The sequence below is a fragment of the Elusimicrobiota bacterium genome, from assembly GCA_041658405.1.
In the GTDB taxonomy this organism is placed as follows: domain Bacteria; phylum Elusimicrobiota; class UBA5214; order JBBAAG01; family JBBAAG01; genus JBBAAG01.
This window is the reverse complement of the sequence record JBBAAG010000004.1, coordinates 1-24,435: the sequence shown is the minus strand read 5'-3', so window position 1 is coordinate 24,435 and position 24,435 is coordinate 1. Positions and strand designations below refer to the sequence as shown.

Here is a 24,435-nt window from a genome sequence, read left to right as displayed (position 1 = left end):
TTTTATTTCATTCACTTTTTATTGTAGGTAGTTGAATGTAAAACGTTGTCCCTGAGTTTAAATTGCTTTCCGCCCAGATTTTGCCGTTATGCTGCGTAACAACCATTGAAGCAAAAGCTAACCCGAGGCCTATACCGCTGATATTCATCCTGGCTTCTTTACTACCAACGTAGAAAGGTTCAAATATTTTTTTTATTTCATTAGCCGGGATTAATGACCCTGTATTATTTACCGCGATGGTTATATGTTTATCTTCATACCTGCTTTTGATATTGACATCTTCCCCCGCGGGGCCGTGTTTTAAAGCGTTGTCTATAACATTTTGGAATACCCTCGCGAGTTTACCGGGGTCTGTGTTAATGAAAGGATTGGTATTACCGGGAGAGAACTTAATTTTAATCCTCTTATTTTTTGCGATAATATTTTGAGCGGAAATTATTTGTTTTATAAATGTGTTAAGTTTAACTTTTTTGTATTCCCCCTGCGGTGTTGCAGATGTAAGTTTTGATAGTTCCAAAAACTCGTTTGCCAGATCGATTACGTTATCACTCGCACCGATACCCAGGGCAATAATTTTAGTTTTATCTTTTAACTTAAGTTTTTTTTCAGTTTTTAGAGTGGACAGCACACCGGAAATCACGGTAATAGGGTTTCTTATATCATGAACAAGCATCTGCCGGAAACGTTCTTTCTGCTGGTCAGCTTCCTTTTGCGCGGAAATATCACGAAAAAGTTTTATACTGCCTTCAAACTTGCCGTCAATATATAAAGGATATATGCTGTGTAATAAAGGTATCCGTGTATTGGCATGATCCGGAGCAAAGTATAATTCCCGGGATAACGGGCATGAGATCGAGGCGCCTTGTTTTACTTTACAGGATAATTGACATTGCTCTTTGCAAAACTCGGTACCGTCATTGTTGGATAACCACCGGAATTCGTAGCACTTATGGTTTTGCATATCATTAACCGTAATACCGAACAACGCAGTCGCAGCGTAATTCGCGAATAATATACGGTCATCCTTATCCGTAACAATCAAAGCGTCCTGTATCCCCCGAATGACGGATTCAAATAATAACCGCGGGTTGGATTTCAGTAATAGATCTATAGAATTATTGTTCATTTCACCTTCTCTGTGTAACTATATTGTTACCATTTCCTTTTATGAATAATATTATAACCGAAATTACAGTTAAATTCTTTAACAAGCATTCAATATTAGTTTGCATATTTATAGTAGTGTATTCTATTTGATATAATTTTTGTAGGCAAGGATAAAAGGAGGAAATGTTTTCTAAAATGCGGATATTGTATATCGATATAGACACACTACGCCCGGACCATTTAGGGTGTTATGGTTACCAACGCCAAACATCGCCGAATATTGATAAACTCGCAGCCGAGGGTGTTACGTTTACAAACTATTATTGCACCGATGCGCCGTGTCTACCCTCTCGAGCAGCATTAATGACAGGGCGGTTTGGGATACACAACGGTGTTGTGAACCACGGAGGGACAACTGCGGAACTTAAATGGGACGGCCCCTCCCGCGGGTTCCGTGATCTCCTTTATACCGACGGATTATTTGGTATGCTGAAAAACGCAGGGTTATACACAGCGTTGATAAGCCCGTTCCCCGGACGGCATAGCGCGTACTGGTATACCGCAGGGTTAAATGAATTACATGATACCGGTAATGGCGGGCTTGAACGCGCGGATGAAATTATTCCTACCGCACTGAAATGGCTGGATGATAACGCAAAAAACGATGATTGGTATTTAATGGTCCACCTATGGGACCCTCATACACCGTACCGTACTCCGGAAAGTTATGGTAACCCTTTTAAAGACGTTCCCGCACCGGAATGGTTAACCCAGGAAATGCTGGATAAATTCCGTAGTGAACCACACCCGCACGGATTCCGTGAAATTAGTATGTTTGACAATAAAACAAAGAAGCAATGGCCTAATCATCCGGGTGAAGTATCGAATTTAGAAGAATACAAGCGTTTAGTCAGCCTTTATGACTGTGGAGTGCATTATGCGGATTATTACACAGGATTAATTCTTAACAATTTAAAAACCCAGGGCGTACTTGAGGATACAATGATTATTATAAGTTCTGACCACGGAGAAAACCTTGGTGAGCTTGGTTTGTGTTCTGAACACGCAACCGCGGATTATAATACCTGCCGGATACCGATGGTAATTAAACTTCCCGGCACAAAAAAGAAAATTAAAGACGATGGGTTGTATTACAACATAGATTTACTCCCGACATTAGCTGAGGTATTAAACCAACCGGTATCAAACCGGTGGGACGGTAAGAGTTATTTATCTGTCCTAAAAAACGGCAAAAGCTGTGGGAGAGAGTATGTCGTAGTAAGCCAGAACGCGCATGTATGCCAGCGCGGAGTACGGTTTGGCGACTGGATGTACATCCGCACATGGCATGACGGATACCATCTGTTCCCGAACGAAATGTTGTTTAATATAAAAACAGACCCGCATGAAACTAAAGATATGGCGAAGGAACATACGAATATCTGCGCAACCGGAGCGCGGTACCTGCAGGAATGGCGGGATGAGATGATGAAAAGTAATACTGATAATATAGATCCAATGGAAACTGTATTAGAAGAAGGCGGGCCGTTGCATGCACGTGGTTATTTGTTAAGATATTGCAAGTACCTCGAAGAAACCGGCCGCGGGAAGTATATCACCGAACTCAAAAAGCGGCATCCTCAGGAATTTGTTACATCTGTTGTTTCACAATCCTCTGAGCAAAAACATAAATGAAAGAGGAACACAAAAAGATGCGGCAGGAAAAGAAAATATTCGGGTTTCCAAAAAACATTTTTTTTATTGGCCTGGTAAGTTTCTTTACCGATGTGAGCAGCGAGATGATATACCCTTTGCTCCCGGTATTTCTTACTACGGTACTAAAAGCACCGCTTTCGTTCGTAGGCCTGGTTGAAGGCGTTGCTGAAAGTACTGCCAGTATCCTGAAACTCATCACCGGGTGGGTTTCGGATAAGTTAAATAAACGAAAAGTATTTGTATCATTCGGGTACGGGATCTCATCGGTTATAAGGCCGATGGTTGCTTTTGCCATATACCCTTGGCATGTCCTGTTTGTCAGGTTTGCAGACAGGGTGGGTAAGGGTATACGTACAGCCCCGCGTGATGCTTTGATTGCCGACACCTGTGATCCTGAAGAAAAAGGTAAGGCGTTTGGGTTCCATCGCGCAATGGATCATGCCGGTGCGATAGTCGGCCCGGCAATAGCTGCGTTGTTATTAGCGTATGTAATCAAGGATTACAGAACAATTTTTGTGCTATCATTTATACCCGCAATAGCAGCGGTGTTTGTAGTCATATTCTTGGTAAAAGAAAAAAACGCAGATTCCACCGTATGCGCGAAAGAACCTCTTAAACTGCAGTTAAACATTTTTGATAAAAACTTTAAGACATATTTATTTGTAGTATTCGTTTTTACTTTAGGAAATTCGTCGGATGCGTTCTTAATTCTTCGTGCTAAAGATATGGGGATCGATACCGCCGCGCTTCCATTGCTATGGATACTGCTTCATATCGTAAAAATGCTTAGCTCAACCCCCGGCGGGATGATATCAGACAAAATCGGTAGGAAAAAGGTTGTTACAGCCGGATGGATAATATATTTCCTTGTGTATCTTGGTTTTGCATTCGCGAAGACACCGTTACATATTTGGCTTCTCTTCGCGGTGTACGGTTTCTTTTTTGGGCTGACCGAATCTACGGAGAAAGCGTTTGTTGCTGATCTTGTAAAAAAAGAAGTGCGTGGGTCGGCGTATGGAGTATACAATTTTGCAATCGGGATTGGAGCACTGCCCTCAAGTTTACTTATGGGCTTATTATGGCAAAAATACGGTGTCGTAGTTGCATTTTCTTTTGGTGCCGGCATGGCATTACTTTCAGCATTCCTGCTAATGTTTGTAAAAGAAAAAACAGGAGAAGTAGTGCCGGGTACTTAACCTTACTTTTTAGGGGCTAACACTTTTACCAGGCAATATAAAAGAGTAACAACTATTATTCCCCAACTTAACAACATAAATATCCAGCCAAGGGTATTCATATCCGTATCCCCTTTTCTTTATTCGGACAATACCGTGTTTTCCACGCTTGGCGTACAAGTATAACCAGTATTGCAAAAAGTGTTACCAGTAATATCCGTGTATACAACACCGCCGGGCGGTTCGCAGCAGAGATACCGTCCATAAACAGTGTGGGGACAGCGTATTGTATTGTCCACGCAGCAAGGATTATTATGAGTACCGCGGGGGTTATATATTTTATGATAAACTTATAAATCTTTGGAATTTTTATCTCCGCGCCGGTATGCATTTCCTCCCACGCTTTATCTATTCCAAACACCCAGGAGAAAAGGATCGCTTCTATCGTGCCGAATAATACAAGAAAATATGTTCCTCCCCAGAAGTCAAGTTCGTCTACAACACCGTTACCCAGCATAAATATCGCGGGCTGGCATAAAACAAAAGTTATTATCCCGAAGATCGTGGTGGCATCAATTTTATTTAGTTCAAACTCATCTTCAAGAAACGCAACTGCCGGTTGAGCAAGTGATATACTTGACGTAATACCTGAGAGGAATAACAGGAGAAACCATATAAAAGCAAAGAACATGCCAAACGGTATTTGGTTAAATATAAGCGGCATTGTTACAAACCCGAGGTTGAACGATCCGCTTTTCGCGATATTAACGATCTCCTGCGGGCCAAAAAACGCAAACGCTGCGGGGATAACAATACTTCCCCCAAGGACAACTTCCGCAAACTCGTTTGACATTGCGGAGGAAAGGCCGGATAACGCAACATCCTGGTTTTTTGAAAGATAACTCGCATAGGTTAGTATAACACCTATCCCAACGGATAATGTAAAAAATATTTGTCCCGCCGCAGCAAGCCAGGTTTTTGCGTCCAATAATTTACTGAAGTCCGGGTTCCACAAAAACCCGAGCCCGTTGTTTATTGTCCACCCCGATTGTCCCGCTACCGGCGCGCCAAGAGTTAATACCCGTGCTGCGAGTATTATCCCGCAAATAAGTAATGTGGGTACCGCGATATTACACAACTTTTCAATCCCTTTTGTTATACCGTAGTATATTACAGAAATATTTAATACAAATGTTATAACAAAAAAGAGGTACGCCCATCCAAGGCCGCTAAAATGCGCGTTACTGACAATCCCCTGATAACCTGAAAGAAAGGACTGCATTGTTTGCTGGTCAGTAATTCCCGCGAGTTTGCCGGTTAACGCAAAAAACGCGTAGCCTAATAACCATGATTCGATATAGGTGTAATAAATAAATATTACAATCGGGCCAAAAATACCGATAACGCCAAAATATTTTATGAACCTGTTTTTTGACCACATTGAATGAAAAATCCCGGGTGCTGTTCCGTGCCCGAACCCGCCACCAAACCGTCCGATGGTCCATTCAATCCACATTAACGGCAGGCCAAGTAATAAAAATGATACGAAGTACGGGATCATAAACGCTCCGCCGCCGTTCTGTGCAGCCTGCACAGGAAAACGCAGGAAATTGCCAAGCCCTATAGCGCTGCCTGCAACCGCCATTATTATTCCTATACGTGTAGCCCACGATTCGCGTTGTTTTACAGGTTGGTTCATAATTTATCCTTTTGTATTCACCAATTTTTGGTATATTATACTACGATATGAAAAAAAGTGGTAGTGCGCGTTCAAACGAAAATATAAGTTTTCCAACCGCAGTTGCGGCAATATTTTATTATTATAGAACTAACCGTTACAGTATTCACGCATTAGCCGGCGCAGTAGAGGCTGCTCCGCAGTTAATGGGGATCCCATTATTTTTCCCTGAAGCTTACGGCTCTGCGCTTATGTGTTTAGATAATGTACTGAAAACCTGCCGGCATGCCGTGTTCCTTATTTCTGTACATACCATCCAGGCGGTACAGGTTAGGTTTATTATCCGTAAAGTACGGCAGTTATACGGCGAACGCGTAACCATTCTCGCTGGCGGGGCGCATGTTACCGGTTTACCAGAAGACATCCTTCGTGCCGGAGCGGATATCGCGTGTATCGGCGAAGGTGAACGCGTAGTAGTTGAAGTATTGGACAGTATCAACCGAGGTAGCAAATGGAAGAACGTTAAAGGTATTGCATATATCGGGGATGACAGAGATGTTGTGTTCACCGGGCAAGAGGATAATATTTGTCTTGACGAATACCCTGGTATTGCTGCGGGACACAGAAAGTACGGCCCCCTGGAAATTACCCGCGGGTGCGTACACGGATGCGCGTACTGCCAGGCGTCGTATATATTCGGGCGAACACTCCGGCATCGTAGTGTAAATAATATTATTGAAGCAGAACAAATAATGTTTTCCCGAGGGCTTACTAGTTTTAGGGCGGTAACCCCGGACGCGTTTATGTACGGTTCCACTGACGGTATTACAATCAATTATCCACAGATAGAACTCCTGTTATCCGAACTGTATAGAATACTAAAACCGCGCGGTAAAATATTTTTTGGTACCTTCCCTTCGGAAGTCCGGCCGGAGAATGTTAATAACAAAACTGTTGGGATGATAAAAAAGTATACGGATAACGATAATCTCGTGATTGGCGCGCAAACGGGCAGCGGGAGAATGCTGGAACTCTGCCGCCGGGGGCATACGGTAAGCGATGTTATTAACGCTGTGAAAACAACAGTTACTGCAGGGTTAACACCAAACGTAGATTTTATATTCGGCCTGCCTGAAGAAACAGAGAAAGATATTGATGATACGCTAAAAGTTATTGATGATATCGTACAGCTTGGTGCAAGAGTGCATGCCCATACGTTTATGCCGTTACCCCAGACACCATTTGCGAAGTATCCCACCGGCATAATAGTACCGAAAGTACAGGCACTGATTAACCGGTTAACCGCCAAGGGTGTACTGTACGGCGAGTGGATGCATCAACGTAAAGTGTAAATCCTTCTGACTGATTAATCGTTATCCCCGGGATGTTTATCTTCCATCACATGACGTTTATGGTCATCGGGTTCTACGTGTATAACAATATGAGCATTGGTTAAACATTGTTTGACTGCTGATTCTACGCGGAAACATAAGTCATGTGCTTTACTTAATGAGGTATTCTTGGGTAATTGCAGGTGAACATCGATCTCGCGACGGTCACCGGATTTACGTGTACGTAGTTTGTGGTAAGACACGATCTCCGTGAATTTATCCAGTGTTTGTTTTATCCGGTCAATTTCATCCTGGGGCAAACTTTTATCCACAAGGTCTTTCAGCGATTTTATTGTGAGCTCAACCGCAGCTTTTATAATGATCAGCGCAACAAGGATCGCGATGATCGGATCAAGAATTGCCCATCCGGAAAACTTAATAACTATAAGGCCGCTCATAACACCGGCGGAAGTTATAACGTCAGTCCACAGGTGCCACGCATCAGCTTCCAACGCAATTGAGTCAGTTTTTTTTGATACCTTAAACAGCGTTTGAGCAACGAAATAATTTACTATTGCAGATATCATCATAACAATAATACCGGCATCCAGGTTCTCAAGTTTTGTACCGTGCGCAAATTTTTTTACCGCTTCGTTTATGATCATCACCGCTGCGATAAAGATAAGTATGGCTTCAAACGCGCCGGAAACATTCTCATACTTCCCATGACCGAACGCATGGTCTTCATCCGCTGGGACAAGCGCTTTTTTTATAGAAAAAAATGCGACTATACTAGCAATTAAATCATTACAGGAATGTATAGCTTCCGATATTACACTGACTGACCCCATCATAATACCTGCTACAACTTTTAACGCGATCAATAACGAGTTCGATATTATAGATATGTACGCTGCCTGTTGCTTGTTCATACGTAATAATCCTTATCACTTTCCGATGTTGCTAAACAAAAAAACCTGTGTTACCTAAAACCTTTATATTTTAGGTCCCACAGATTTTTGTACCGTCAATCTATTATTTTACAGTATCAAACTTCTGCTGACGGCAGCGAAGCCTTTCGACGACTTCAACTGCCTGAGTCCCAGCCCCACCGCGCGGGCGGTTAGTTTTACTTGAACCGTCCCGGGATCGCCTGCTCCTAATACTAATATTTTAACTAAACCCGTATTTTTGTGTCAAGTACTTTCAACTGCGGTACGCGCACCTAGTTTTTACTGATCAGCGTTTTGAGTTCTTCAATATATTGTTGGTATATTCCGCGGGGAGTGGTCTTATATTTTTTGCACAACGACGCGGCATATCCTACCGCTACTCCCATCTGCCCGGTTGTATTCATTACTCTTGGCCCGCCAAGCGCGATATGCGTACAACTGAAACACCGTCCTGCCATAAAGAGGTTGGTAATATTTTTTGAATACAAACTCCGGTACGGGACGTTATACTGTTTAACTTTGAAAAATACCGCTTTTGACAAAAAATCGGGGTATGCTGGGTCCTTCAGTATTCTCTGGTGATGCACGTCAACCGGCCGTCTTTCTATAACTACAGTATCAGGGAACTCGCGTAGTTCGCGGATGTCGTTAAACGTAAAAATATAATCCCCCACTAGCCTGCGTGATTCGCGTTTGCCTAGAATATACCCAACCCATTCGAGTTTGCGGTTAGCGTTAACGGGCACCTTTTTTGCGTTAGAAAATGTGCCGTAGATACCGCGTAACAAATGGTCTCTTATAAACTCCGCGTCGTCAACCTGGTGAACATCATTACTCGAATATTCGTAATTCCAATCGCCCTTTACCGCTGTATTAGTTCCTGCAATAATGGTTGCCCATGGAACATCCGGAAACTGTGCTGGATTTATAGTGTCAGTCGACCGCCAGAGAAGCGATGAGCCCATTACACGGTTATCGCCTTCTACGGGGCTCCAGAAATCGCCTTGTACATCCCACGATTCGTTATACTTCGCTGCGGGTTCACGGCCGTACATATATTCCGCACCCGCCCAGTAACCAATCCATCCGTCGCCGGTGCAGTCAATAAAAAATGGTGATACAAAACGTACGGGTTTCCCAGATTCAACATGTTTAGCATCAACGGACTTAATAGTATTACTGTATGTATCAACTGCAAACGCGCGGTAGTTGAGGTATAAATGTATGTTTTTGTGTGACTCAACGGTTTTATGGCGTTTGAGGTCGTCTTGTTTTGCCTGTGGCGAACCGTTTTTCCAGTCTTTTGTGTTTAGTCCGGATATAATTCGGTCAGCGTTACCGGTAATTCCGGAAGTGTGTACCCGCACTTCTTCACTGGCGTTACCCCCGAGCACCGGGCGGTCGTGTATCAGCGCAACGTTAAGCCCTTGTTCCGCAGCAGCAATCGCTGCGGCACAGCCCGCGATTCCGCCGCCAATGATAACAACGTCGTATTCGTTATGTATTTCAATGTTCTGTATACCCGGGATCAACGCGTTCCGCCAAACCAATAGTTCTTTTAAATTCTCCGGTGGAGCTTGTTTTGTTGTGCAAAAATAGATTGCGTCACACCGCCCGTCAAAACCGGTTAAGTCTGCTAGCTCAATTTTTGCTGCGATGTCTTTGATCTCAACTTCGCCGGCGTACTGCCAGAACCAGTTATCTTTTTCCGCAGTGCCCAGTACAGTTGGGAGTTCAACACCGTTGATGATAAGTTTGAACCGTCCCGGCGCGTCCCACTGCCCAGGTGCCCAGTTTTTTGTGTGTGCCCACACGAAAAACTTGCCGGTGGAAGGAAACCTGACTTCAGTCTTCGCATTTGCTACCGATATACCCAACCCGTGAGCTAAAAGGTAAGGAGAACCCATTTGTTCAACAAACTGCGGGTCAACCACCCACCCGCCTTTGGTTTGAAAACTTTCTGTTTCAACCAGAAGTTCGCTTTGTTTGTTCTCCCCCGCGACCAAGACCGGAGAGCGCACCGCTGCAATAATTAGGAAACTAAGAGCAAAGCGGCTTAACGCTAACACATTTAATAATTTCATTGATAAAATCCTTTTATTATTCTTGCGTAGCCGGTTCTGTAGAAGGCAAATATTTCGGTGAACGAGTTATATTGTTCGTACTGACTACTTTAGATTCCGTGTTTTTGTCTATCACCACCTGTATATTTTCAGGTGCTTGTATAATATTCCCCTGGATAAGGACGTTACGCACGCCGGGCTTAATTTCAATCCCTGTATATGTTGACTCAATACTATTCCCGGTTAAAACCGTATCTCCCCCTTCAAGCAGTACAGCGGGAAACTTATGTGCTTTCATATCACGCATGATAGTACAGCCGTTTAACAATAAATGCGCGGTATTTTTAACGTATACGGCCGGTGCGCCGTTAGTTTTTAGTTCGCAACACGAAACCCGGATTTTAGCTTTTGTGCTGTCAATAACCAAACATTCTTTGTGATTCATAAACAACCCGCCACTGATCGACAATCGGTGTGAGCCCTGGATAACTATGCCATTAATACAAAAGTCGGAAGAACAGCCGTTCATCACGCCCCAGGTGCCCCCCTTGATTTTGCAGTCATCAATACTATCCTGAAACAAAAAACCGTACCGCATACCGTACGCAAAACAGTCTGTCATCCGCATAAGATCGTTCCTGCCAAGAAGAAAGCCGGTACCGTTTTGCAGTACGAATTGATTATTACCGCTATTCCATACTTCAATATTACTTAAATGAGGAACATCCCACGTGCCGGTCATCCGTACGCCAATATTCTGGATTCCTGCCATAAACACGTTTTCAATGTTTAACCGTCCGACATTACTTTTTCCATCTGCAATGATACCATCCCATGCGTAACGTATCCGCAGGTTGCTGATAAACACACCAATACCACTAACAACGATTGCTGCGGGTCGGGGTTTTATCTCCTTAACTGCCTTACCTGGTTTTGGATACGAAATATCAATACCGCGTAACGAACTTCCAGCGGAGAGATTAAATGCCGGGCTGTCTGTATGCACAGGTAGGATTGACGGTAAGGACTCAATATCAGAAGGCCACGCACCGCCGTCCGGACCGCTTAGTACAATATTTTTTAGATTAATTGTTTTTGAGATAACATACCTACCGCGAGGGACATATACGTGTTTCCCCTCGGTTTGTCCTTTTACTACAGCGTCGATAAACGCTGTGGTATCGTCGGTCAATCCATCACCCTTTGCGCCAACATCGCAGACGTTGATCATATCATTCATTATCGCAAATCCTTTCGTTTCGGATAAGAAAAATATTATAATTGTTGCCAGTAACCAGATTTGTTTTAATTTGTTTTTCATTAGGTATTCCTTACCCGCGTTGTGGCCGTGCGGTTTTGCCAGTACGCTGGGATTCGTAAATAGCGTCCATTAACTGGCTTTGGATAATACCGTTCCTCGGTGACGTCCGCGGTTGTGCTTTTCCAAGGATAGAGTTCACAAAATTTACTGTCACGTGCCCAGCTTCCATCTCAGGTGTTATCGGCGGGGTTTCTACCGGTTTATCTCCGTCCCATACTCGTATCCACCCGGCACCCCACCCGTCAATTTCCACACGGCCATTATCAAAAATGAATGTCATAAACCTTCCCGCTGGGGCGGGGCAGTTACCGCCGATAGTAATGTTTGCAAGCACGCCATTTGCAAACTTTATAGAACATACACTATTGATATCCACCTTAGTGCCGTGGTTATCAACAAAAGCAAACACTTCGTCTACATCGGATTCCACTGACCAGCACAGGCTATTGAATAAATGCGCACCGGAATCGTACGCCTGTCCCCCGCCTGAAAGAGACGGTTCTTGTCTCCACATACCGGTTGTTGCCCTCATCCAGCCCTGCGAGATAAAGCCATTCACTAGCTCGAGCTTGCCAAACTTATTTTCACGGATGAGTGAACGTAAATAGAAAAACTTACCGCTGCATGGAGTATTGTATCCGATGACAAGGATTTTACCGGTTTCCCTCACCTTTTTCTCCAGGTCATACGCATCAGTAAGAGAGGTTACCATGGGTTTCTCTACGAATACATGACATCCGGCTTCTAACGCCTGCACGCATTGTGTGTAATGTTGAGTATGCGGGGTAGCTATAAACACAGCGGCCGGTTTTAACTCGGCATACATTTTTCCGGGATCAGTAAAGTATTGCGGTTTATGCGCAGTATCCGTTAAATGTTTAGTATAAAAACTCTTCACAGTTTCTTCTTTAACATCGCACAAACCGGCAATATTGATATCAGGTAGGGTTTTTATCCGTTTCATATGCGCGCCCATAATACCCCCGCAACCGAGTAATACTACTTTCAACTTTCCCGTGTTTACAGCCATTTTTTTACTCCTTAACGTCTTTTTAGTAATAACCTGTTATTACCCAATATTAATTATTATAACACAACATCTTAATCCTGCATTCCTCAAATAAAAATAATATTTATGTTGAAAAAAGCTGTTTCTCGTCCATAATATTGACAAAATAGGATGGGAAAAGAAGATACCCGATGGGTGAAACGAAAAATAGATATTTCGAGAGGGATTTAACCGAAAACTGAAGGTAGGATTCAAGGGAGCGAAGATAACATCAAATGGCGGATTGATAGCGATAAGAGAACTGGATGAGCAGTTAGGGCTGACAAAGATAGCAGGAGAATATCTGGAAGACAAGAGGCATGGTACTGGTAAATCTGTCAGGGAAATAAAGTTTTGTTATAAAGGAATGAAATATTGATGATTTTTTTGTGAATAAATGAGCAAGATTGTGGTATAGTTTAATGAAAAGTCGGTATGTCAGGGGAAAACTTTCTTTATTAGAGGGTAAATGGAAGATTCCGAATTAAAAATGAAAATAACATTTAAAATTTTACAAATCTTGTCAATAGCAGTATTTGGAACTACACTTTTTTGTCCTACTATTTTTGCATACGATTTCGTATATGGTCCGGGCCTTGGTTTTGATACCAAGGCCAACATTCCTGTCGGTGAGGCCGGGCGGAAGACTGCGATCAGGTTCAAAGCCATTACACCGTCTACTGTTACCTATGTGCGCTGGGTACAACGCGGCGGGCCGGTTTATTCTTTAGGGACAGGTGGAACGATAACGGTTAGTCTCCAGGCCGACGACGGCAGTGGCCATCCCTCGGGAACAAGCCTTGCGTCTGGAACATGGGCTGGAGGAAACCCGGGGGGGCATTGGGAGACTTACGTCAACACATCCTTGACCGGATCTCCAACGCTTACGGTTGGTAATTTTTACTATATCGTATTTACTAATCCAAGTACTAGCAATTACATATCTATCAATCACGTATACTGTTACAACTACATCACTCCACGTCAGCCGATGTGGGCAGATGCAGACTTTGGAATTCTGGACACGACTGGCGCATGGGGTTCGATTGAGGGGGGCTACACCCCGGTTTGTGACATTACCTATGGTAACGGCCTTCACAGCGGAAATGCCTATTATGAAGCAATGATTGACCGTTATACCACCATCGGTGGATCTGGCAACGGAAAGGCCAGAGAACTCTTTACGGTGTCGGGTGGAAGCCGCACGGTCACGGGCGCTTATGTAAGGGTTCGGCGCACTTCTGGAACCGACCCTCTATATGTTGCCTTGGCCCAAGATGGCGTTATTCTTGATGAGTTTACAATCGCGGCCAGTGGCGTTCCTATTACGGCCCCCGGTGGGGACGACGGCGGGGCCGTGTGGGTCGGAGACGACTTCCCCAGCTCTCACACCCTTGCCAATGGTTCCACATATACCCTAACGCTCTCTGCCGCAGTGAGTACGATTTACACTACCCATCCCGTTCGCTCTGGCTCGGACAAAGGGTTCAATAGCTGGTCATTCCCTGACGGTCGGGGACAAAAGGCGACAGACGGCGTGAGTTGGGTAGAGATGTACGATTGGAGTCATGCCGATATGCAGTGCTACTTCACCACATCAATAGTAATAAGTTCAAATACCCTGCCTATAGTATCTATTATTTCGCCAATACATGGTTCTACAGTGGCAACAACAGTAGAGATAACAGCGATAGCAAACGATGATAATGGAATTAGCAAAGTAATATTTTATATAGACGGAATCTCAAAATCTACTGACACAACCGCTCCATACAGTTGGAGTTGGGATACAACACAGTACAGTAATGGTGCGCATACATTAAAAGTAGTAGCGTATAATACTACTGGACAGACAGCAGCAATACAAAACGTGGTTACTGTAAACAACACTGTTGTAGTAGACGACCCGCCTACTGTTTCCATTGTTTCACCGGTAAACGGGCCACCAGTTTCTGCAACAGTATCAATCGCAGCAAACGCAAGCGATGACAAAGGAATCAGTAGGGTAATATTCTATATAGATGAAATATCTAAATCTACCGACACAACTACACCGTTTAGCTGGAGTTGGGACACTACACAATATATTAACGGATCACATAAGATAAAAGTTATTGCATACGATACAATAAACCAAACTGCAAATGCCGAGATAACAGTAGTTAAACTCAGCAGCGGTAGTGCGGCTGGTACGGGAAGTATAACCGGGTGTGTGTACAACGTAACAACATTACAAAAAGTTGTTGGCACTACATGCACGCTTGCCGGGCTACAGAACGGTACCACAGTTACCGACAATAACGGACAATATAGTTTCACAGGTTTAGTGGCAGGGACGTACACGATAACAGCAACAGCAACGGAGTACGACCCACAAATGCAAGTAAAGTATATCAGTACAACACAAATGCTTAACAATATTTTTTTAACGCCTACTGGCAGCGGGTTACGCATAAGCGGGTACATACAAAAAGATGGAATTGGAGTAAACGGGATACAGGTAAACTGGGCCGCAAGCCAACAATCTGATACCCGGGTAACTGATAGTAACGGATACTACGAGTTCAACGGGTTAATATCTACAAACTGTATGATAACAATATCTACTACGGGGTACACACCAGCTGATCATGTGTATGGCCCGTTAACCCAAAATCAGGATAATCAGAATTTTACCAAATTCACAGCAACAGTATCGTGCACTGCCGATTTTACGGCCGCCATAGTTACCGGCGACAAACCATTAACGGTACAGTTCATAGACAGTTCTACCGGCACAATTACGAGTTGGGACTGGAGCTTTGGCGACGATAGCAGCAGCATAAAGCGTAATCCGGCACACACATACAACAGTACGGGCACGTTTACGGTTACGTTGACAGTCTCAGGGCCCGGTGGGACGAATATTAAAACGAAAGTAAACTATATAACAGTAACATCACCAGCACTCCCGACGCTGGTAGTGGTGGCAAATCGTGTGTCAGAAAACGAAGCGGTTGTGTGGAACAACATGATAGAACCGGGTAAAGATAATGCGAAGATAGTGTTTAACCTGGGTAGCGATAGCGCAGTAAAAATCCGGGTATACAATATATTAGGCGAACTTGTGAAAGAGTATGACGAAAAACGATATTCCTCCGGAGTTAATCAAGAGTCGTGGGACGGGAAAGATAGTGATAACACTACGTTACCTTCAGGGTTATATTTAGTGCATATAAAAACTAGCTCTTGGGAAAAAGTTTGTCGTATAATAATCAAACGGAGATAAAAAGAGTGTATTTTGAAATGTGTAATGTAATGAAAAAGGCAAAATTATCGTGCAGAGATGGAGTTTATAAAAATCGTGCCAATGGCAGCGCCATCCGCGGTTGGAGAGTGTGGCACAGCAGTCAGTGATACTGGTGAGGTTACATATAGAGATAGCGCGATAGGATGTACAAGTTCTGTTTACCGACAACTTTGAACCTTGGGACATTGTTCGCGTTTACAATGGATAGGTTGGTAAAGAAAGTTGTTGTGATGTGCGATCACACACAAAACATAGCTGAAAAAAGTAACAATAATTCGCACATTAAAGTTGGAGTTGCAGCAATGTTTGGTATGTTTGTATTAAGAACTGGTGTGAAACAGGGCTGGGACAATAACCTTGTGGTAAGTTTTGGCGGTGGACTAAAGTTCAAAAACATTGCTATTGATTATGCTTCTATGCCATACAAGAATTTGGGTGTTGCTCATAATGTGTCATCATCCTCTTTTTTCTGAAGTGTAAACCTAATAAACTTAGCCCCAGATCATTTATGAAATATTAGCTACGGATTTTGTTTTGCGAACGGCTTTAAATACCGTGTATATGAACTTATACTTTCAATGCATCTCTAAACTATCACTTCGGCATACTGCCCGCAGGTGGTATGCCAGGGCGTACTTACGGTTGACATAACCAATCTTGAGTAGTATACTTTTTAACTATTAGGAGTTCTTAAGGTTATTACTAGTTATAACACAAAGAAGGAGTTTAACAAACACATGGCAAACACACAAGTTGCGTTACAGATGTACACGCTAAGAAACTTTTTGAAGACACCGGAAGATATTGCTGTTACGATGAAGAAAGTAAGTAAAATCGGGTACAAAGCCGTCCAACTATCCGGTCTTGGCCCGATTGATGCGAAAGAACTCAAAAATATCCTTGACGGAGAAGGATTATACGCATGTTCGTCACACTACGGCATTGATGCGTTTGAGAAAGAGTACGACAAAACCGTAGAAGACCATAAACTATGGGGTACAAAATTAACTGCGGTACCGATGATGCCGGTTACATTATGGAATGAAGAAGGATTCAAAAGTTTCGCTCCGCGGTTAAACGTTATTGGCGAAAAACTGCATAAAGACGGTATTATCCTGGGGTATCATAATCATAACTTTGAACTTGAGCGTTTTAACGGGAAAACCGGGCTTCAGATATTGTTTGAGCTTACAAACCCGAAATATGTTACCGCTGAAATTGATACCTACTGGATTACAGCCGGAGGCGGCGATCCCGCTGCGTGGATACGCAAGTTTCCTAATCGCAGCCCGCAGGTACATTTAAAAGACATGACTATGCGGATAAAAGATAAAGCGCGGAGTCAGGTAATGGCAGAAATCGGGGAAGGTAACCTTAACTGGCCGGAAATTCTTAACGCGTGCAAAACTGTTGGTGTGGAATGGTATATCATTGAACAGGACGCCTGTGAACGCGACCCGTTTGAAAGCGTGGCAATAAGTTTAAAAAACGTCAACGCGATGGGTTTGAAATAATCTGTTTTTGCCAGCGGCCTGATTTGTAGTACCAATAATTAAGGGATAACCCGACCAGTGGGCTGATTGCCATTGATATCCATATACCGTTTTCTTTTAACGGCGTGTGTTGAGATAGGTAATACGCCAGCGGGTATTGTGTAATGATTATTCCTGCAATAGAAAATATAAGCATATACATCGTATCTCCTGCTGCACGGACAACGCCTTGTAAAGCGAACATAATAGAAAACGCGAAGTAGTTAAAACTTACTATCCGCAGAAAATATTCTGTTTTTGCCAGGACTTCAGCGTCTGTGGTAAACATTGACGCAATAGTTTTCGGGAACGAAAAGATTATCACAAAAAAGAATAATGCAAATCCAACCGAAAACAATACTGACAACCTAGTGGTTTCCCGTACTCGGGTATACAACCCGGCACCGATATTTTGTGCAGCTATCGACGATATTGCCATACCAATTGCCATTGACGGCATAAAGGTTAACTGATTAAGCTGTACACCGATACCGTACGCCGCTGTAGTATTTACCCCGAACGAATTTACCAGTGATACTACGAGTATCGCACTTAAGGATGTGATAACCATCTGTAATGACGCGGGGATGCCTATTACAAATATTTTTTTGATAATACTATAATCCAGTGCGTAGTCCCATTTTGTGATATTAAGCAACACATGTTTTTGCAGAACAAAATAGTATGCAATAAATAACATTATTATAGTAGCTACGATCCCGGATATCGCCGCACCTGCTAAGCCAAGTTTTGGAAGAGGCCCGAGCCCGAGGATAAACAATGGAGCTAATACGATGTTTAATACTGTTGAAACAATAATAAGATACAACGGCGTTTTTGCGTCGCCCAGCCCGCGGAGGATTCCGCTGAACCAGTTGTAGATAAACTGTAACGGCATTCCAGCAAAAGAAATAAACAAAAATATATATGCCAGGTTTTCAATATTTTCAGGTACATTTACAAGGCGTAGTAATTGACGGGTAAATATCATGCCAAGGATGGAAAGCATTAAACACAAAGCTCCGGTACTGATAAACGAGTTGGTCAACACTTTAGCGAGGTACTTATTATCATTCGCACCAAACGCCTGCCCTACGAGTATATTTGTAGCCACTGCCAGCCCGATAATTGCGGAGACTACCAGGAACACTACCGGCATGGTAGTAGACACCGCAGCAAATGCTTCATGTCCGATTAACCTCCCAACCCAGATCCCGGCAATTATTGAGTAGATCGCCTGAAAAAAGTTTGCGAGTAGCATAGGGATAGAAAACATGGTTAACTGTTTTAACACACTGCCCTTAGTAAAATCCTGCATACAACAACTGCTTTCTAATAAACTATTTTTCTTTCTTACCAAAATCGCGGAGGATTATATGCGCAGCATGCGACGCAAATGCATGGTCACAGCTTGCCCGTGGGTCAACGTGTTCCCATAACGTTCCTGTAAGATTTGCCATCGGGAGCAAAAGGTGTTTAAGGTCACGCATAAGTTTAGTATGCTCGTTATACCTTGACAGGAGTTCCATCCGAAGGACGTATCCGATCAATAAGTTCGACGGCGGAAGTTCGGGATATACAGTTTTAGCATCGCGTTCCGGGCCAAAAGAGTTTAGTAGCGTTTTCCATAAAGCCGGTTGTGTATCCGGTGTAGCTATACCAAAATAGAACGCGTAGTATTGACACGTTTCAGTATGGTTGGTTGTTATGTTAAGCTTACCATCCTCACCGCGTAGCGCATTATCCACAAAAAATGTACCGTCAAACGATTGTGCACGGATGATATTCTTTACTTCCTCAGCTTGAGCAAGAAACTCGTGGTTGTTATATAAATTACCCGCGGACTTCAATGCTGCGGCGTATAGCATATTTGACGGATAATTTATATCCTGCACAAACTTATTAGAGAGGGACCATTCCACAAATATCCAGCTTTCAAGTTTTTCTAATAACCCGTCGGAATTAAGGAATTTCTTGAAATAGTCAAACAACGCATATACTTTTTGTTCAAACTGCGCAATTAATGCGGTATCCCCGCTGCGTTTAAGGTATTCTTCGAGTTGCAGTACAAGCCATAATGCCCAGTTCGGGATGAACCGCCCGTTTGGATGATCTGCCGGGTAGCACATAGGAAACATGCCCGTAGGTAACGGCGGGAATCTTGAGGGTAAAACATAATTCTCCAAAAAGTTTTGTTCAATATCAGTTTTCCCTGTCAGCGAGTACGCAGTTCTTGCAGTAAAAAAACTGTCGCATAACCACGCTCCGCGTTCTCTTGACGGGCAGTCCATAAACACGTCAGGACAGTTTTGTTTAAACGTTTCAACTGCAGCGGAAAAAATGGTATTAACCTCCGGGTCTGTACCCTTATACATCCGATTTTGTGATGGTTGTAACGGATAAGTATATTCACGGATATACATGTTTTCAACAGAGCATGTACCGGATATCGCAAGAAATTTTAGGTATTTCAAAGTGTACGGTTCCAACGATTCTATTGAGTACCGCCCTGGTTTAAGCGAGTAATATAATATATTAAGAGTACCGGGATGCATAAGATCAATATCATTATTTCTTAGTGTTTCACAAAAAGTAAGCATAAGGACGGTATCGGTATTGCATATAATTTCCGCGCCAATGAAACCTGAGTATATCCGCCCGAAATCGGTGATCCCAAAACTTTTTTCTGTTAACTCAACCTTACTTATTATTTTGTCAGTAAAAACAATTTTTTTTGTTGCATACCGCTGGTATTCAAGTGATTGGTTAAGCTCAAGGTCGTTCATTGTATAACACAAAAAGTTTGGTTTGCCGGTAGACTTTTCTGCAATTGATTGGAGTAAATTATTCGGAGCTTCTACGCGTTCAGTTATCCCATCCGCAATTAGTTTTATAGGTTTTACAATTTCAAATACAGGCAGCGGTACTCGTCGCGGTAAATACTGTTTTTCTTCAAGCACAGCGCATGGGGTGGAAGGGTAAACACCGGGAATTCCAGTTCGCCAAGTGTTAGAGTCAGGCGTTAACGTATACGCTTCGGTGAATGCGCGCTGGAAACTGTACCTCAAAACTTTCTTTATCTTATGATTAAGAATATATGCAACAAAATCTTTCCCCGTGGATAACACCGGGACAAAATCGTGTTGAACTTCAGCCTGGATAAACGGCTGATTATTCGCAAAATAATAGGTATTAACATTGTTTGATAAAACCTCGATTGCGAGATGGTTTATCCCAGGAACAATGCGGGTAGTAATATCAAGTTCATCCACACGGTGCCATCCATGCGGCCCGCGCGCAGGGCCATGATGCAGGAACACGCCATTAAGGTAGATACGGTAAAACGTTGCACCTGTGATAAGCAGGACATATTTCCCGTAAGTACCGTCTGTTGGTACGTCGAACTTCCCATAGAGTCCAAGGAGGAGGTTCATTTCCTTCTCCTGTCCTGCGGGCCATACCGACTGTGCAGCTGAAAAAAATTTTGTATCCATACTCTAATCTACTATTATATCACATAATATTACCCTATTTGCTGGTCGATCCCCGCGCCGGGAGGAACCATTGGCAGCACATTCTCGTATTCCGGGATATTGATATTGATTAATGCCGGTGACCGCGGTTTCAGTACAGATTTTATAGAATTATCAAGCTCGGCAGTGCTTGAAGTATCGGATAATGTCCATGAGGAGATACCAAACCCATCGGCAATTGCTGCGAAGTTTACACGGTTATCAAACCGTGACGCGATATAGTGTTTGTCATAAAACAACTCCTGCTGCTGTCGCACTAACCCTAAGTGCCCGTTGTTCAACACAAAGATTTTTATGTTAAGGTTCAGTTCAGCTAACGTTGCAAGTTCCTGGATATTCATTAAAATTGACCCGTCACCGGTAATACACACAACTTGTTTCTCCGGATTTGCCAGTGCCGCGCCAATCGCCGCGGGTAAGCCAAACCCCATAGTCCCAAGCCCGCCGGAGGTTAGTAACGCTCGAGGGGTATTAAATTTCCATGTTTGCGCAGCCCACATTTGATGTTGCCCTACATCGGTTGTAACAATAGTATCTTTCTGGGATAAACGGTTAATCGTTTTAATAATATTTACCGGGTGTAACGGTTTATCATACGTTTTTGATAATCCAGTATCCCTGTCTCTTTGGTTCCTAATTTCTGATAACCATTCACCCCGCTGATTTTCGGTTATTAACGGTATCAGCGCAGATAAAGTTTTCCCTAAATCCGCAGTTAAACAAATATCCGGAGTTTTAAGCTTCCCGATCTCCGCAGCGTCAACGTCTATATGCACAACCCTGGCAGTTGGCGCGAATCTTGATAGATTACCAGTTGCACGGTCATCAAACCGTACACCTAACGCCAAAACCAAATCCGCTGTATTAATAATAGTATTTGTGCTTTTCCATCCGTGCATACCAATCATCCCGAGTGATAGCCGGTCATCCGCAGGGTATGCACCTAACCCCATAAGCGTTGATGTAACGGGGATTGAGTTTTTCTTTGCCAGCTGACAGATAAGCCTGTAACTGCCGGAGTGTATCACTCCCCCGCCAATATACATAACAGGCCGGGTTGATTTATTGATAGCCTCAGCAATCGCGGAGATAACCCGCAATTTTATGCCGTTCACCGGTTTTTTATCACATCGTTCAGGTAGTGACGGGATATCAATAACTTCTGTCTGCACATCCTTTGGCATGTCAATTAATACAGGGCCTGGACGGCCGGTTTGCGCAATCTCAAACGCAAGAGGTAAGATGTCCATCAGCTCCCCAGCGGATTTCACAAGAAAGTTATGTTTCGTCAGTGGTAATGTCATACCAAACGTATCAATTTCCTGGAACGCATCGGTACCCAATAACGTAGTAGGCACTTGCCCGGTGATTGCGATAATCGGGATAGAATCAAGTTTCGCATCAGCAAGTGCAGTAACCAGATTTGTTGCGCCCGGGCCGGAAGTTGCAAAACATACTGCCGGTATCCCTGTTGACCTCGCCATCCCCTGTGCGATAAAACCTGCGGACTGTTCATGCCGTGCAAGAACGTGGCGGATCACACGGCTTTCGTATAACGCGTCGTACAACGGCAGGTTCGCTCCGCCGGGGATACCCGGGATTACAGTGATCCCGTACTTCTCCAGTGTTTTAATAATAATCTGTGCTCCATTAAGTTTCATTGTTTTATGAACATCCTTTCTCTTTATTAATTTATTAAGTGAAATAAAAACCCCTGGGATAAAAATCCTTTTCAGGAACTTACACCAGGGTTACGTTATTAATTCAGTTCTTCTAAAACTATGTACCTCCAACGCTTACTCCGGCGTACCTCCTACTCGCGCAAGGGCGAGTACAGGTACAGCCACCACTACTACGACTATCATTGTTACTGAACTCAAACTTTTTGTGTACATAGTTTTTATCTATCACATTAATTATTAGCAACAATTCGCGTTTTTGTCAATAAAAAACATTATCAAGTATCATTTTTGTAAGAGAAAAAATAAACAACACCTTCAAGCAGGATAAACCGCCAGAAGGTGTTGTTATAATATTTCGAACGGCTTGAGTTATATCACTCCGTAAGAAATCATAGCCTTCGCTACTTTTAAGAACCCGGCAATATTTGCACCGGATAAATAATCACCTTTTTTGCCATAACACGCTGCTGCGTCTAAACAGGAACTATGTATATTTTTCATAATACCCAGCAGTTTTTGATCAACTTCTTCTTTTGTCCAGGACAACCGCATACTGTTTTGGCTCATTTCCAACCCTGAAGTTGCCACACCACCGGCATTTGCAGCTTTTGCAGGGGCGAATAACACATTGTTATCCTGCAACAATTTTACCGCATCAAAAGTACATGGCATATTTGCGCCTTCCGCTACGCAGAGACAGCCGTTCTTTATCAACGCCTGTGCGTGTTCTTTACTAATCTCGTTTTGGGTTGCGCAAGGAAGCGCGATGTCAATCTTCAACCCTTTTTCTTTAATTACATCCCATACGCTCTTGCCTTCAAAACAAACGGCTTTATATTTATTAGTATATTCCTTAATTCTTCCGCGTTTAACATTCTTTATTTCCAGCACGTGCGCTAACTTAGGCCCGTGAATACCTTCTTCATCAACAATAGTGCTTTCCGAGTCGCATAAAGTGATAACCTTCCCGCCCAACTGACTAACTTTTTCAGCGGCGTACTGCGCAACGTTGCCGGATCCGCTTATCGCCACAATTTTGTTTTTGAAATCAGTTTTCCGTGTTGCCAGCATCTCAGCTGCGAAATATACTAATCCGTATCCGGTCGCTTCGGGGCGTATTAAACTCCCGCCGAATTCCATAGCCTTTCCTGTTAACACCCCTGTGTGTTCATTAACAATTTTTTTGTAGCATCCATACATATACCCGATCTCTCTACCTCCAACACCGATATCCCCTGCAGGAACATCAGTATCAGGGCCGATATGCCGGTATAATTCTGTCATAAATGAATAACAGAACCGCATAACTTCGTTATCTGATTTGCCTTTAGGGTCAAAATCCGACCCTCCTTTTCCGCCGCCCATAGGGAGAGAGGTTAATGAGTTCTTAAATATTTGTTCAAACCCAAGAAATTTTATGATGCTTAGATTTACTGAAGGATGAAACCGTAACCCGCCTTTATAAGGGCCGATAGCGTTATTGAACTGTACGCGAAACCCTCTGTTTACCTGGACTTCGCCTTTATCATCCACCCAGGGTACTCTGAAATAAATCGCGCGGTCCGGTTCCACGATTCTTTCATATATCTTCATTTTATTGAACTCAGGATGTTTGGGAATCAGGGTATCCAAAGATTCCATAACTTCTTTCACTGCTTGCTGAAATTCCGGTTCCGCGGGATTCTTAACTTTTACTTTCTCAATTACTTCCTCAATGATTGACATCATATTCCTCCTTGAATAAAAAAAAGCCTTTCGGCCAACACTTGTTTTCCGAAAGACTTCTTTGTCTTCTAAACTTATCTTAATAGCAGCACCTATGCAACTATTTTGTGATATTCTATATAGTAACTAAACTTTTTGTCAATAAGATTTTTGTTTCATCACAAAGACATTTTTGGGGTAAGCGTTAATGGTTTGTTAGGAACCAGAGTTAAAATAATATCTTTCTTCGCCCATGGAGACACAAAACAACACCGCCCGCCAGTTTCGGATATACGCTCGACA

16 protein-coding genes are annotated in these 24,435 nt (G+C 43.2%); 6 read left to right on the top strand and 10 right to left on the bottom strand.

Going from position 1 to position 24,435, the window contains the following annotated elements:
• Window positions 1-7: 7 nt before the first annotated feature.
• On the bottom strand, window positions 8-1,126 hold the full coding sequence (locus WC955_01590) for a PAS domain-containing sensor histidine kinase (GenBank protein MFA5857739.1): 1,119 nt from the start codon (window positions 1,124-1,126) through the stop codon (window positions 8-10).
• 176 nt (window positions 1,127-1,302) lie between these two features.
• On the opposite strand from WC955_01590, the gene WC955_01585 reads away from it, so the two are divergent.
• Together WC955_01585 and WC955_01580 are read left to right on the top strand one after the other, a co-directional pair.
• A complete protein-coding gene (locus WC955_01585; protein MFA5857738.1) occupies window positions 1,303-2,802 on the top strand; it encodes a sulfatase in 1,500 nt (499 codons plus the stop codon).
• A complete protein-coding gene (locus WC955_01580) occupies window positions 2,799-4,019 on the top strand; it encodes an MFS transporter (protein ID MFA5857737.1) in 1,221 nt (406 codons plus the stop codon). Before WC955_01585 ends, WC955_01580 begins: the two co-directional genes overlap by 4 nt.
• Window positions 4,020-4,116: 97 nt before the next feature.
• Here WC955_01580 and WC955_01575 read toward each other — a convergent pair whose 3' ends face one another.
• Window positions 4,117-5,697 (bottom strand): sodium:calcium symporter, encoded by a 1,581-nt coding sequence (locus WC955_01575; GenBank protein ID MFA5857736.1) that lies wholly within the window; start codon window positions 5,695-5,697, stop codon window positions 4,117-4,119.
• A gap of 47 nt (window positions 5,698-5,744) precedes the next feature.
• Between WC955_01575 and WC955_01570 the strand changes: the two genes are divergently transcribed.
• The gene (locus WC955_01570) at window positions 5,745-7,028 is read left to right on the top strand and encodes a TIGR04013 family B12-binding domain/radical SAM domain-containing protein (protein MFA5857735.1); all 1,284 of its coding nucleotides are present in this window, start codon (window positions 5,745-5,747) and stop codon (window positions 7,026-7,028) included.
• A 14-nt stretch (window positions 7,029-7,042) separates the two neighbouring features.
• Here the strand turns inward: WC955_01570 and WC955_01565 are convergent, their stop codons facing one another.
• From WC955_01565 to WC955_01550, 4 genes are all read right to left on the bottom strand, one after another.
• A complete protein-coding gene (locus WC955_01565) occupies window positions 7,043-7,939 on the bottom strand; it encodes a cation diffusion facilitator family transporter (protein MFA5857734.1) in 897 nt (298 codons plus the stop codon).
• A gap of 293 nt (window positions 7,940-8,232) precedes the next feature.
• On the bottom strand, window positions 8,233-10,044 hold the full coding sequence (locus tag WC955_01560) for an FAD-dependent oxidoreductase (protein MFA5857733.1): 1,812 nt from the start codon (window positions 10,042-10,044) through the stop codon (window positions 8,233-8,235).
• 16 nt (window positions 10,045-10,060) lie between these two features.
• Window positions 10,061-11,344 (bottom strand): right-handed parallel beta-helix repeat-containing protein, encoded by a 1,284-nt coding sequence (locus tag WC955_01555; GenBank protein ID MFA5857732.1) that lies wholly within the window; start codon window positions 11,342-11,344, stop codon window positions 10,061-10,063.
• A 10-nt stretch (window positions 11,345-11,354) separates the two neighbouring features.
• Entirely contained in the window at window positions 11,355-12,374 is a 1,020-nt protein-coding gene (locus tag WC955_01550) for a Gfo/Idh/MocA family oxidoreductase (GenBank protein ID MFA5857731.1), read from the bottom strand.
• Between the two features lie 508 nt (window positions 12,375-12,882).
• Between WC955_01550 and WC955_01545 the strand changes: the two genes are divergently transcribed.
• The 3 genes from WC955_01545 (at window position 12,883) to WC955_01535 (ending at window position 17,195) form a co-directional block, all read left to right on the top strand.
• The gene (locus WC955_01545) at window positions 12,883-15,660 is read left to right on the top strand and encodes an Ig-like domain-containing protein (GenBank protein ID MFA5857730.1); all 2,778 of its coding nucleotides are present in this window, start codon (window positions 12,883-12,885) and stop codon (window positions 15,658-15,660) included.
• A gap of 164 nt (window positions 15,661-15,824) precedes the next feature.
• Window positions 15,825-16,154, top strand: coding sequence for a hypothetical protein (locus WC955_01540; protein MFA5857729.1), 330 nt, complete (start codon window positions 15,825-15,827; stop codon window positions 16,152-16,154).
• Between the two features lie 264 nt (window positions 16,155-16,418).
• Window positions 16,419-17,195 (top strand): sugar phosphate isomerase/epimerase, encoded by a 777-nt coding sequence (locus WC955_01535; GenBank protein MFA5857728.1) that lies wholly within the window; start codon window positions 16,419-16,421, stop codon window positions 17,193-17,195.
• Here WC955_01535 and WC955_01530 read toward each other — a convergent pair.
• From WC955_01530 to gdhA, 4 genes are all read right to left on the bottom strand, one after another.
• Complete coding sequence (locus WC955_01530; GenBank protein MFA5857727.1) at window positions 17,173-18,531, bottom strand: MATE family efflux transporter; 1,359 nt, start codon at window positions 18,529-18,531, stop codon at window positions 17,173-17,175. The genes WC955_01535 and WC955_01530 overlap by 23 nt on opposite strands.
• Before the next feature lie 22 nt (window positions 18,532-18,553).
• Window positions 18,554-20,707: a hypothetical protein gene (locus WC955_01525; protein MFA5857726.1), complete on the bottom strand. Its 2,154-nt coding sequence runs from the start codon at window positions 20,705-20,707 to the stop codon at window positions 18,554-18,556.
• Between the two features lie 29 nt (window positions 20,708-20,736).
• On the bottom strand, window positions 20,737-22,407 hold the full coding sequence (gene ilvB / locus WC955_01520; protein MFA5857725.1) for a biosynthetic-type acetolactate synthase large subunit: 1,671 nt from the start codon (window positions 22,405-22,407) through the stop codon (window positions 20,737-20,739).
• Between the two features lie 390 nt (window positions 22,408-22,797).
• The gene (gdhA, locus tag WC955_01515; protein MFA5857724.1) at window positions 22,798-24,153 is read right to left on the bottom strand and encodes an NADP-specific glutamate dehydrogenase; all 1,356 of its coding nucleotides are present in this window, start codon (window positions 24,151-24,153) and stop codon (window positions 22,798-22,800) included.
• Window positions 24,154-24,435: the final 282 nt, after the last annotated feature.